The 11,755-nt window shown below is 68.3% G+C and carries 9 protein-coding genes; 4 read left to right on the forward strand and 5 right to left on the reverse strand.

All coding sequences use genetic code 11. From position 1 onward, the window contains the following. Positions 1-7: 7 nt before the first annotated feature. The 4 genes from H162_RS35570 to H162_RS0112610 all read right to left on the reverse strand — a co-directional run bounded on the left by H162_RS35570 (position 8) and on the right by H162_RS0112610 (position 3,047). Positions 8-133: a hypothetical protein gene (locus H162_RS35570; RefSeq protein ID WP_020653828.1), complete on the reverse strand. Its 126-nt coding sequence runs from the start codon at positions 131-133 to the stop codon at positions 8-10. Then, a complete protein-coding gene (locus H162_RS0112600) occupies positions 130-1,344 on the reverse strand; it encodes an MFS transporter (protein ID WP_020653829.1) in 1,215 nt (404 codons plus the stop codon). The genes H162_RS35570 and H162_RS0112600 overlap by 4 nt, the downstream gene beginning before the upstream one ends. Positions 1,345-1,458: 114 nt before the next feature. Further along, on the reverse strand, positions 1,459-2,370 hold the full coding sequence (locus tag H162_RS0112605; RefSeq protein ID WP_020653830.1) for a LysR substrate-binding domain-containing protein: 912 nt from the start codon (positions 2,368-2,370) through the stop codon (positions 1,459-1,461). A gap of 68 nt (positions 2,371-2,438) precedes the next feature. After that, positions 2,439-3,047 carry a 2-hydroxychromene-2-carboxylate isomerase gene (locus tag H162_RS0112610; protein WP_020653831.1) on the reverse strand — a complete coding sequence of 203 codons (609 nt, stop codon included), beginning with the start codon at positions 3,045-3,047 and terminating at the stop codon, positions 2,439-2,441. Between the two features lie 199 nt (positions 3,048-3,246). Here H162_RS0112610 and H162_RS0112615 point away from each other — a divergent pair, with 199 nt between their 5' ends. Next, a complete protein-coding gene (locus H162_RS0112615) occupies positions 3,247-3,987 on the forward strand; it encodes an SDR family oxidoreductase (protein ID WP_020653832.1) in 741 nt (246 codons plus the stop codon). Here H162_RS0112615 and H162_RS0112620 read toward each other — a convergent pair. After that, positions 3,984-5,210 carry an HD-GYP domain-containing protein gene (locus tag H162_RS0112620; protein WP_026354571.1) on the reverse strand — a complete coding sequence of 409 codons (1,227 nt, stop codon included), beginning with the start codon at positions 5,208-5,210 and terminating at the stop codon, positions 3,984-3,986. The two genes, H162_RS0112615 and H162_RS0112620, sit on opposite strands and share 4 nt — an antisense overlap. A gap of 105 nt (positions 5,211-5,315) precedes the next feature. Here H162_RS0112620 and H162_RS0112625 point away from each other — a divergent pair, with 105 nt between their 5' ends. The 3 genes from H162_RS0112625 to H162_RS30705 all read left to right on the forward strand — a co-directional run. Further along, complete coding sequence (locus tag H162_RS0112625; protein ID WP_020653834.1) at positions 5,316-6,257, forward strand: LysR substrate-binding domain-containing protein; 942 nt, start codon at positions 5,316-5,318, stop codon at positions 6,255-6,257. A gap of 192 nt (positions 6,258-6,449) precedes the next feature. After that, positions 6,450-10,016: an indolepyruvate ferredoxin oxidoreductase family protein gene (locus tag H162_RS0112630; RefSeq protein ID WP_020653835.1), complete on the forward strand. Its 3,567-nt coding sequence runs from the start codon at positions 6,450-6,452 to the stop codon at positions 10,014-10,016. 119 nt (positions 10,017-10,135) lie between these two features. Further along, positions 10,136-11,755 (forward strand): cobalamin-dependent protein (locus tag H162_RS30705; RefSeq protein WP_020653836.1); only part of this gene is annotated, 1,620 nt, incomplete at its 3' end.

An 11,755-nucleotide genomic window follows, 5' to 3' on the forward strand; every position in this document is an offset into this window, starting at 1 on the left:
GCCGCCGCTAGCAGACCGACAGCGCGCCCAGCAGGGCCATCCAGGCTTCCGGGCGCAGCAGGCGCCAGCAGCCCCACAGCATCGCCACCGCAAGGGCCGCCACCACGCCCCACGCGCGCAGCGCTGCGTTCATGCCGCGTGCGCCGGACGCGGCGCCGCCAGCGGCGCATCGCTGATCGGCCAGTGGATGACGGCGGCGAACAGGCCGACGGCCACCGCGCACAGCCACACCAGGCCATAGGAGCCGGTGGCGTCGAACACCGCACCGCCCAGCCACACGCCGGCGAAGCTGCCGACCTGGTGGCCCAGGAAGACGAAGCCGAACAGGGTCGCCAGGTAGCGGGTGCCGAATACCTGGGACACGATGCCGGTGGTCAGCGGCACCGTCCCGAGCCAGAGCAGTCCCATCGCCAGCGAAAACAGGTAGAGCGTCCCCTCGCCCAGCGGGGCCAGCACGAACAGGGCGATCACGGCCGAGCGGATCAGGTAGATGACCGAGAGCAGGTGCGGCTTGCGCAGGCGCGCGCCGAGCAGCCCGCAGACATAGGTGCCGGCCACGTTCGCCATGGCCACCAGCGACAGCGCCACCACGGCCTCGCGTGCACCGAAGCCGCGGTCCAGCAGGTAGGCCGGCAGGTGGGTGGCGATGAAGGCAAGCTGGAAACCGCAAGCGAGGAAGCCCAGGCCCAGCATCCACATGCCGCGGTGCCGGAATGCGGCGCGCAGCACGGGCGCCAGCGCCTGCGGATGGCCGGCCGGAGCCGCATCCGCGCGCCGGTCGTCGAGCGGCAGCGCGCATACGCACAACAGCGCCATCGCCCCCGCCAGCATCAGCAGCGCGCCCTGCGCGCCCACGGTGCCGATCGCATCCTGGGTGACGGGAATGGCCAGGAACTGGCCCAGCCCTCCGACGGCGCCCGCCAGGCCCAGGCCCCAGCTGCGCCGTCCCGGGACCAGCATGCGGCTGAGCGCGCCATACACCGCGCCGAACGCGGTGCAGGACAGGGCGACGCCGAGCACGACGCCCGCGCCGAGCACGAGCTCGAAGCCGGTCGTGGCGCGCGCCATCGCCACCAGGCCAAGGGCGTACAGCAGGCAGCCGGCGGCGATCAGGCGCCGTGAACCGAAGCGGTCGGCGAGCATGCCGGCCAGCGGCTGGGTCAGGCCCCACACCAGGTTCTGTACCGCGAGCGCGAGGGCGAAATCGGCCCGGTTGCCGTCGAACGCCGGGGCCAGTGCGACCAGGAACAGGCCCTGTGCGTGGCGTATTCCCAGCGCCAGGCCCATGATGGCGCCGCCGAACAGCACCAGCGAGAGCGGACTGAACCGCGATGACGTGGACATGATGCGCTTCCTGTTCCGGTGGATGACCAGTCCAGTATCGCCAGCGCCTGGCCAGGCCACAAACGGCATTTTTTCGCATGTCCCATGCGCCGCGCGCATGCATGCGCGGCCGGCCTAGGCCAGCGACTGCCGGCTCAGGCGCGATTCGTGCAGCAGCCAGTCGCGGAACAGCGCCACCTCGGGACGCGCCGGCCCGGCGGCGTCGAGCAGCCAGTAGGCGCGCTCGGGAATGCGCTGCGTTTCATCGGCCAGCGCGGCCAGGCGTCCCGCGCGCAGCATCGGCTCGACCAGGGCCAGGCGGCCGAGCGCGACGCCATGTCCCTCGAGCGCGGCCTGGATCACCTGGTCGTACTGGTTGAAGTGCAAATAGCCGCGCGGCTGCGGGTTCTCGAAGGCGCGCTCGCGCAGCCAGCCGGGCCACGTCAGCCAGGAGCGGCCATGGTCGTCCAGGTCCAGCAATACCTCGCCGAGCAGGCTGGCGCGTGAGCGGAACGCCCGGGCGGCAAGCCCGGGACTGGCGACCGGCACCACCACCTCGTCGAACAGGTGCAGCGCCACGCGCGGCGCCTGGCTCGCGCTGCAATAACGGATCGCCAGGTCGATGCCTTCGCGCTCCAGGTCATGCAGCTGGTTGCTGGCCGCCAGGCGCACGTCGACGTGCGGATACAGGGCCTGGAATGCACCCAGCCGGGGCAGCACCCACAGGGCGGCCACGCCGATGCTGGCCGAGACGGTGACCGGACGCGCCTTCGGTCCGGCCCTGAGCGAGGCCGCGAATCCGGCCAGCTGTTCCAGCCAGGGGCCGGCCAGGCGGTACAGCTGCTGGCCCGCTTCGGTGAGGACGATGGCGCGGTTCCCGCGCACGAACAGCGGCGTGCCGAGCCGCTCCTCGAGGCTCTGGATCTGGCGGCTCACGGCCGATTGCGTCAGGCACAGGTCCTGGGCGGCGGCGGTAATGCTCCCGCGCCTGGCCGCGGCCACGAAGCCTTTCAGCGCATCCAGCGGAGGAAGGGAGGTGAATTGCATGTCTGCCTCGCAGTAGGGTTCCCGTTCCATGGTAGTGCGCGAGGCGCCGGCAGGGAAGCGCCGTCTTCTCAGCCTTCGTGTGCGGCCGCGAGCGCATCGTCGAGGCGGTCGTCGCCCCAGAACATCTCGCCCTCCACCAGGAAGGTGGGCGCGCCGAAGATCCCGAGCCCGCGCGCGGCGGCGGTCTGGGCGCGGAGCCGCGCCTTGGCGTCCTCTTCCCCGGCCGCCCGCACCAGCGCGGACGGATCGGCAACCAGGCCGTCGAGCGCGGCCAGCACAGCTGCCGGCGTATCGATCTCGAGGTCCTGGGCCCAGTTGCGCAGCATGACGCGGCGGCAGAACTCGCCCATCCATGGCTGGTCCGCGCCGAGCAGCGCGACCCGCATCGGCAGCAGCGCGCGGCGCGGAAACACCGTCGGGCGCACGAAAGGCAGTCCATATTTCTTCGCGCGGCGCGCCATGTCGCGCCAGACGTACTCGCCCTTTTCCCGCTGCACGACGAAAGGCGGGCTTTTCCACCCCAGTTCGAGGAAGATCGGGCCGAGCAGGAAGGGTTTCCAGACCAGGCGCACGGCAGCGCGCCTGGCCAGCTCTTCGATGCGCATCAGCGACAGGTAGCTGTAGTTGCTGCCGAACTCGAACCAGAATTCGATGGTGGGCGCTGCAGGTGCGGTCATGGGACTCCCGGGCAGGAATGGAACATGCCGGCGCCGCGCGCCGGTCCGTACCGCAGTATAGAAAGACTGCGCCTGCCGGGCCACGTTCTTTATGCATGGAACGCATGCCTACCGCGCATGCCTGGCATGCGGCGCCCGCGCTTGCCGAAAACCGTGCCAGCGGCGACACTGGGGCATGCCAGGCAGCCAGGGAGAACACATGCAGCGGGTACTGATCGTAACGGGCGCGGGACGCGGCATCGGCGCCGCGGTGGCCAGGGGCGCCGCCGCCGGCGGCTATGCGGTGGCGCTCAACTACCAGCACGACACGGCGGCCGCCGAGGCGCTGGCGGCCAGTATCCGCCAGGACGGCGGAACGGCGCTCGCGATCCAGGCCGACGTCGGCGACCAGGAGGAAGTGGAGCGCATGTTCGACCGGATCGAGGCGGAACTCGGAGCGCCTTCGGCCCTGGTCAACAACGCGGGCATCACCGGACGCATCGCGAACTTCATGGATACCGACCCCGCGGCCATCGAAGCGGTGTTCCGCACCAACGTCTACGGCGCCATGCATTGCAGCCGCGCCGCGGTCCGCTCCTTCCGGCGCTCGGGCACGCGCGGCGTGATCGTCAACCTGTCGTCGATCGCCGCCACCATCGGCAGCCCGCACGAGTTCGTGCACTATGCGGCCAGCAAGGCGGCGCTCGAGACCTTCACCCTGGGACTGGCGCGCGAACTGGCGCAGGAAGGGATCCGCGTGTGCGCGGTGGCGCCGGGGTCGACCCTGACCGGGATCCATGCCGCGGCCGGCGAGCCGGGACGGCCGGAACGGGTGGCGCCGAAGATTCCGATGCAGCGCCTGGCCACGCCGGCGGAGATCGCCGAGCCGGTGCTGTGGCTGCTGTCCGACGCGGCGTCCTACGTGACCGGCGCCACCCTGCGCTGCTCGGGCGGCCTCTAGGCTTGCGCCACCTGCAGGAAGCGCAGCGGTTCGACCTGCCATTTTTCCGGCGACTCGTGGCGCACGATCCGGTCGCCGCCGCCGAAGCCGAGCCCCTTCGACAGGTCCACGGTCTGGGGCTTGATATAGGCCCGGCTCTTCGTATGGAAGAAGACGTTCACCTTGGGCGTGAGCAGGCTGGTCTCGTGCGGCTCGATCACCACGCCCAGGCGCCCCGACTCCAGCAGCACCAGGGTGCCGACCGGGTAGATGCCGACGCAGCGCATGAATTCCTGGGCCAGGACCGGGTTGAAGTGGAACTTGCTCCACTCGTAGATCTTGCGCAGCGCCTCGGCCGCCGGCAGGCCCTTGTGGTAGCAGCGGTCCGAGGTGATCGCGTCGTACACGTCGACGATCGCCGCCATCTGGGCCAGCTCGCTGATCCGGCCCTCGCCCTGCCCTTCCGGATAGCCGCTGCCGTCGCGCCGCTCGTGGTGGTGCAGGGTGATGTCGAGCGGGATCGCGCCGATCCCGCCTGACTTGCGCAGGATGTCGTAGCCGTCGCGCGGGTGCTTCCGGATGACCGCGAATTCCTCGTCGGTGAGGCGCCCCTGCTTGTTCAGGATCTCGTCGGGCACCAGCGCCTTGCCGGTGTCGTGCAGCAGGCCGCCGATGCCGGCCTGGTAGATCGTCTCCTCGTCCATCCCGCGCGAGCGGCAGAAGGCCACCAGCAGCGCGCACACGCTGACCGAGTGGAGGAAGGTGTAGTCGTCCTTGTTCTTGATGCGCAGCAGGCCCAGCAGCGCGCCGGAATTGCGCAGGATCGATTCGGTCACGCTCTGCACCACCGGACTGACCTGGTCCAGCTCGACCGCCTTGCCGAGGCGCGCGTCCTGCATCACGGTGCGCACCAGGCCGGCCGCCTGCTTGCGGACCATGGCGGCACGCCCCAGCTCCTCGCCCAGCGCCACCTTCAGCGGCACCACCGGCCGGGCCGCGATCGCGGCGACTTCCGCCTCGGTCGCCGCGTCGGCCTGGGCCAGGGTCGGCGCGTCATCGATGTCGAGGCCGCGCGCGCAATCGATCACGACGCCGCGGATGCCGGCGCTGCGGATCTTGCGGATCTCGTCTTCGCTGGTGAGCGCGAAGCGGCTGCGCACGAAGGGATGTTCCATCCAGCCGCAATCCAGGTCATGGATGAACATTCCGAGTTTCAGCTGGGATGAATCCACCTTCTTCAACATCTTGTTTCCCTGCTAATGTGTTAATCTCGCCGCCTCGCGACGACCATGCAGTATAGCAATATTGCTCATCGTCACCACCACTTGTTGCCTGCAGAACACACTCTCATGGAACTCCGCCAGCTGCGCTATTTCGTTGCCATCGTCGACCACGGTTCGCTGTCGCGCGCGGCCCTAGTGCTGCACGTGGCCCAGCCTGCGCTGACCCAGCAGCTGCGCCAGCTGGAAGAAGAACTGGGTGCACAGCTGCTGCACCGCTCGGCGCACGGGGTGGTGAGTACCGACGCCGGCAAGGTGTTCTACGAGCACGCCCAGGCGATCCTGAAGCAGGTGGCGGATGCGCGCGCGGCGGTGGTGCAGTCGACCGACCGGCCTTCGGGCAGCGTCACGCTCGGCCTGCCGCACAGCATTTCCGGCGCCCTGGCGCTACCGCTGCTGACGGCGGTGCGCGCCCGCTATCCCGAGATCACCTTGCAGCTGACCGAGGAAATCTCGGGCAACCTGGCCGAGCAGCTCAAGTCGGGGCGCCTGAACCTGGCGGTGCTGTTCGACGACGCGCCCACCGCGCAGTTCACGGCCACGCCCCTGGTCGAGGAAGACCTGGTGTTCATCTGCCGCACCGGTTCCAGCTTCGCGCCCGCTTCCGCCTCCCTGACCCTGCGCCAGGCGCTGGACAGCACCCTGATCCTGCCGGCGCGCCAGCACGGCGTGCGGCCGCTGGTCGAGCAGGTGGCGCATGGCGCCGGACTGGCGCTGCGCAACGTCCTCGAGATCAATTCGATCACCATCCTGCGCTCGGCCATCCTGGCCGATATCGGCGCCACCCTGCTGCCGCTGGCGCCGCTGCAGGACGACATCGCGCGCGGGGCCATGTCCGCCTGGCCGGTGGGCGACCCGGCCGTGACCCGGCACGTGATCCTGTGCGGTTCGCGCAACATCCCGCTGACGAATGCCGCCGCCGCCATCAGCCGCCTGGTGCGCGAAGTCACCGAAGACCTGTGCGCCCGCGCGGCCTGGCCCGGGGCGCGGCTGGCCGCCCTGGCTGAATAACAGTCATCATTTTTTCTTATACCCCCATCCGCAAACCCTATTGGCTTGTGGACGGCTAAAACCCTACACTCCACGCGGTTAAAAAGCGCCATACCCGGCGCCTTGCCGCCGTCGCCCTGCGACGCCACCTGCCGCCCGCCTACCCGGCGCCGCACGCGGGAACCAGCCGAATTACCATTTTGGAGACCAGACATGCCAGATACCGTCATGCCGGGCGATGAGCCCCGCGTTGCCCCCGACTTTTCGTCCCGCCTCACCACCGTCACCCTGGACGACAAGTACACCGCCAAATCGGGCAACATCTTCCTGTCGGGTATCCAGGCGCTGGTCCGCCTCCCGATGATGCAGCGCGAGCGCGACGCCGCCGCCGGCCTGAACACCGCCGGCTTCATCTCGGGCTACCGCGGCTCGCCCCTGGGCGGCCTGGACGAAACCCTGTGGAAGACCAAGGGCCACCTGGACGCCAATCACATCCAGTTCGTCCCGGGCGTGAACGAAGACCTGGCCGCCACCGCCGTCTGGGGCACCCAGACCGTCGACCTGATCGGCCCGGCCAGGTACGACGGCGTGTTCGCCATGTGGTACGGCAAGGGCCCGGGCGTGGACCGCTGCGGCGACGTCTTCAAGCACATGAACCACGCCGGCACCGCGAAGCACGGCGGCGTGCTGCTGGTGGCCGGCGACGACCACGGCGCCTATTCGTCGACCCTGCCGCACCAGTCCGACCACATCTTCTCGGCCTGCATGATCCCGGTGCTCTACCCCTGCAACGTGCAGGAATACCTGGACCTGGGCGTGCACGGCTGGGCCATGTCGCGCTACTCCGGCTGCGCGGTGGCCTTCAAGGCGCTGGCCGACACGGTCGAATCGAGCGCCTCGGTCGACGCCGACCCGTTCCGCGTCGAAGTGAAGTACCCGAAGGACTTCGCGATGCCGGAAGGCGGCCTGAATACCAGGCTGTCGTCGGTGCCGCTGGGCCAGCAGGCGCGCAACCAGGAAGCGCTGATGCAGGACTACAAGATCTATGCGGCGCTGGCCTATGCCCGTGAAAACAAGCTGAATCGCACCACGATCGACAGCGCCAACGCCAGGCTGGGCATCATCGCCTCGGGCAAGTCCTACCTCGACGTGCTGGAAGCGCTGGAAGAACTGGGCATCGACGAAGCGATGGCCGCCAAAGTCGGCCTGCGCCTGTACAAGGTCGCGATGATCTGGCCGCTGGAACCGGACGGCGTGCGCGAATTCGCGCAGGGCCTGGACGAGATCCTGGTGGTCGAGGAAAAGCGCCAGGTGGTCGAGTACCAGCTCAAGGAACAGCTGTACAACTGGCGCGACGACGTGCGTCCGCACATCGTCGGCAAGTTCGACGACAAGGGCGAATGGGTGGCGCCGCGCGGCGACTGGCTGCTGCCGCCGAAAGCCGACTTCTCGGTGGCCCAGGTGGCGCGCGTGATCGCCAGCCGCATCGGCCGCCTCGGCCTGGACGACGCCACCCGTGACCTGATCAAGGCGCGCCTGGCCTTCCTGGACGCCAAGGACGCCGTACTGCAGAAGGCTATTACGACGCCGTTCCGCCCGGCCTTCTACTGCTCCGGCTGCCCGCACAACAGCTCGACCAAGGTGCCGGAAGGCTCGTTCGCGCTGGCCGGCATCGGCTGCCACGTGATGGCGACCTCGATCTACCCGGAGATGAACAAGCTGACCACCCACATGGGCGGCGAAGGCGCGCCCTGGATCGGCCAGGCCGCGTTCTCGAAGGTGCCGCACGTGTTCCAGAACCTGGGCGACGGCACCTACTTCCACTCCGGCTACCTGGCGATCCGCGCGGCGGTGTCGGCCAAGGTCAACATCACCTACAAGATCCTGTACAACGACGCGGTCGCGATGACCGGCGGCCAGCCGGTCGACGGCACCACCTCGGTGCCGATGATCGCGCAGCAGATGGCGGCCGAAGGCGTCAAGCGCATCGCCCTGGTCACCGAGGACCTGTCGCGCTACGCCGATCGCTCGGCCCTGCCGGCGCTCGTCACCCTGCACGACCGCAAGCACATGGACGACATCCAGCGCGAACTGCGCGAGCTGCCGGGCGTGACCGTCATCATCTACGACCAGACCTGCGCCGCCGAGAAGCGCCGCCGCCGCAAGAAGAACGAGTTCCCGGATCCGAACCAGCGCATGGTGATCAACGAAGCCGTGTGCGAAGGCTGCGGCGACTGCGGCATCCAGTCGAACTGCGTCTCGATCCTGCCGAAGGAAACGGAATTCGGCCGCAAGCGCCAGATCGACCAGTCCTCGTGCAACAAGGATTATTCGTGCGCCAAGGGCTTCTGCCCGAGCTTCGTGACCGTCGAAGGCGGCACGCTGAAGAAGAGCAAGGCCGGCGTGAGCAAGAACGGCGCCGATGACGGCTGGGGCGCCCTCCCCGCCCCGACCCTGCCGGGCATCGAGCATCCGTACAACATCCTGATCAACGGCATCGGCGGCACCGGCGTGATCACCGTCGGCGCGCTGATGGGCATGGCCGCCCACCTCGAGGGCAAGGGCGCCTCGGTGCTGGACATGACCGGCATGAGCCAGAAGAACGGTTCGGTCACCTCGCACGTGAAGATCGCGGCCACGCCGGAGCGCCTGCGCGCCCAGCGCATCGCCACCGGCGAAGCGGACCTGATCCTCGGCTGCGACATGCTGACCACCGGCGCGGCCGATGCCGTCTCGAAGATGCGTCCGGGCCGCACCCTGGCGATCGTCAACCTGCACGAGCAGCCGACCGGCACCTTCGCCCAGCAGCGCGACTGGGAATTCCCGGCCGCGGAAGTGCGCGCGCTGATCCTGGAAGCCGCCGGCGGTGAGCAAGGCGTGGACTTCGTCGACGCCACCAGGCTGGCGACCGCGCTGATGGGCGACTCGATCGCTACCAATTTGTTCCTGATGGGTTACGCCTGGCAGAAGGGCCGCATCCCGCTGGGCGAAGCCGCCCTGCTGCGCGCGATCGAACTGAATGGCGTGGGGGTCGCTTCGAACAAGATGAGCTTCCTGTGGGGCCGCCGCGCCGCCGTGGACTTCAAGCGCGTCGAGAAGCAGGCGATCCCGTCGCAGGCGATCGTGGTGCAGATGCCGCAAAGCCTGGATAGCCTGATCAGGAAGCGCATCGAGTTCCTGACCGGCTACCAGGACCGCGCCTATGCCGCCGTGTACGAAGACCTGGTGGCGCGCGTGCGCGCCGCCGAGACGGCGAAGGGCCTGGGCAGCAAGCTGTCGACCGCGGTCGCCAAGTACTACTTCAAGCTGATGGCCTACAAGGACGAGTACGAAGTGGCGCGCCTGTACACCGACGGCAAGTTTGTCGAGCAGCTCAAGACCCAGTTCGAAGGCGACTTCTCGCTCAAGTTCAACCTGGCCCCGCCGCTGTTCGCCAAGAAGGACGCCAAGGGCCACATGGTCAAGGCGCAGTACGGCTCGTGGATGTTCGGCGCGTTCAGGATGCTGGCCAGGCTGAAGGGCCTGCGCGGCGGCGCGTTCGACGTGTTCGGCTACACCGCGGAGCGCAAGATGGAGCGTGCTCTCATTGGCGAATACCGCGGGATGATCGACAGCCTGCTGGGCACACTGGATGCCGCGAACCACGCCCAGGCGGTCGAACTGGCCTCGCTGCCGGAACAGATCCGCGGCTTCGGCCACGTGAAGGAAAAGGCCGTGGCCGAGTTCCGTGAACGCAAGGCTGAGCTGCTGTCCGGCAAGGTCAAGCGTCGCGCAGCCTGATCGACCGACATGTCGCCCCTGCCTTGGCGGGGGCGACCGCGAACCCTTCTTGACGTTAACGTTAACGTCATATACCGTACCAAGAATCCCTCGTCCTCATCCGACCCCAAGGACTACCAATGAACGACATCACCCCCGCCGCGAAACTGGACATCCCCGAGCAGACCAAGCTGGCCAACAAGGTGCGCTTCGTCACTGCCGCCTCGCTGTTCGACGGCCATGACGCCTCGATCAACATCATGCGCCGCATCCTGCAGTCGAACGGCGCCGAAGTCATCCACCTCGGCCACAACCGCTCGGTCGACGAAGTCGTCACCGCGGCGCTGGCCGAAGACGTGCAGGGCATCGCCATTTCCAGCTACCAGGGCGGCCATGTCGAATACTTCAAGTACATGATCGACCTGCTGAAGGCACGCGGCGGCGCCCACATCAAGGTGTTCGGCGGCGGCGGCGGCGTGATCGTCCCGAGCGAGATCGAGGAACTGCACGCCTACGGCGTCACCCGCATCTTCAGCCCGGAAGACGGCCAGCGCATGGGCCTGGTCGGCATGATCCGTTCGATGCTGGAAACCTGCGACATCGATTTGTCGCCCTATGCGCCCACCTCGCTGGAGGTGCTGCGCGAAGGCGAGATCGCCGCGCGCCACCGCCCGCTGGCCCAGCTGATCACGGCGCTGGAGAGCGGCAAGGTCGACCCTCTTCTCCGCAAGCAGCTGGTCGAGCGCGCCGACACCCTGAAGGTGCCGACCCTCGGCATCACCGGCACCGGCGGCGCGGGCAAGTCCTCGCTGACCGATGAACTGATCCGCCGCATCCGCCTCGACCAGGGCGACCGCCTGAACATCGCCGTGATCTCGATCGATCCGTCGCGCCGCAAGTCGGGCGGCGCCTTGCTGGGCGACCGGATCCGCATGAACGCGATCAACCCGTGGAACGGCCAGGCGCGCGTGTTCATGCGCTCGCTCGCCACCCGCGAAGCCGGCTCCGAAATCTCGCAGGCGCTGCCGGACGTGATCGCCGCCTGCAAGGTGGCCGGCTTCGACCTCGTGATCGTCGAGACCTCGGGCATCGGCCAGGGCGACGCCGCCATCGTCCCGCACGTCGACAGCTCGATGTACGTGATGACCCCGGAATTCGGCGCCGCGTCCCAGCTCGAGAAGATCGACATGCTCGACTTCGCCGACTTCATCGCGATTAATAAATTCGACCGCAAGGGCGCCCAGGACGCGCTGCGCGACGTCGCCAAGCAGTACCAGCGCAACCGCGAACTGTGGAGCAAGTCCCCGGACGAGATGCCGGTCTACGGCACCCAGGCGTCGCGCTTCAACGACGACGGCGTGACCGCCCTGTACCACGGCCTGCTGCCGAAGCTGGCCGAACTGGGCCTTCGCATCGAAACGGGCAAGTTGCAGGGCCCGTCGCAGAAGTACTCGAGCGGCAAGAACGTGATCGTTCCGCCGGCACGCGCGCGCTACCTGGCCGAGATCGCCGATACCGTGCGCGGCTACCACCGCAACGTCAGGAAGCAGGTCACGCTGGCGCGCGAGCGCCAGCAACTCAGCGAGACCAAGCGCATGCTGGCCGCCGCCAACAAGGGCGCCGACTTCGACGACCTGATCACGGAGCGCGACCACGCCATGGACGGCGGCGCCAAGAAGCTGCTGGCGATGTGGCCCGACATGCAGGCCGCCTATGCGGGCGAAGACTATGTCGTCAAAATCCGCGACAAGGAAATCCGC

This window comes from Massilia niastensis DSM 21313 (genome assembly GCF_000382345.1).
In the GTDB taxonomy this organism is placed as follows: Bacteria; Pseudomonadota; Gammaproteobacteria; order Burkholderiales; family Burkholderiaceae_D; genus Telluria; species Telluria niastensis.

Coding starts and splice junctions, on each gene's coding strand:
- H162_RS0112615 (WP_020653832.1), top strand. CDS start 3,247: ATGCAGCGGGTACTGATCGTAACGGGCGCGGGACGCGGCATCGGCGCC.
- H162_RS0112625 (WP_020653834.1), top strand. CDS start 5,316: ATGGAACTCCGCCAGCTGCGCTATTTCGTTGCCATCGTCGACCACGGT.
- H162_RS0112630 (WP_020653835.1), top strand. CDS start 6,450: ATGCCAGATACCGTCATGCCGGGCGATGAGCCCCGCGTTGCCCCCGAC.
- H162_RS0112605 (WP_020653830.1), bottom strand. CDS start 2,370: ATGCAATTCACCTCCCTTCCTCCGCTGGATGCGCTGAAAGGCTTCGTG.
- H162_RS0112610 (WP_020653831.1), bottom strand. CDS start 3,047: ATGACCGCACCTGCAGCGCCCACCATCGAATTCTGGTTCGAGTTCGGC.
- H162_RS0112600 (WP_020653829.1), bottom strand. CDS start 1,344: ATGTCCACGTCATCGCGGTTCAGTCCGCTCTCGCTGGTGCTGTTCGGC.
- H162_RS35570 (WP_020653828.1), bottom strand. CDS start 133: ATGAACGCAGCGCTGCGCGCGTGGGGCGTGGTGGCGGCCCTTGCGGTG.
- H162_RS0112620 (WP_026354571.1), bottom strand. CDS start 5,210: ATGTTGAAGAAGGTGGATTCATCCCAGCTGAAACTCGGAATGTTCATC.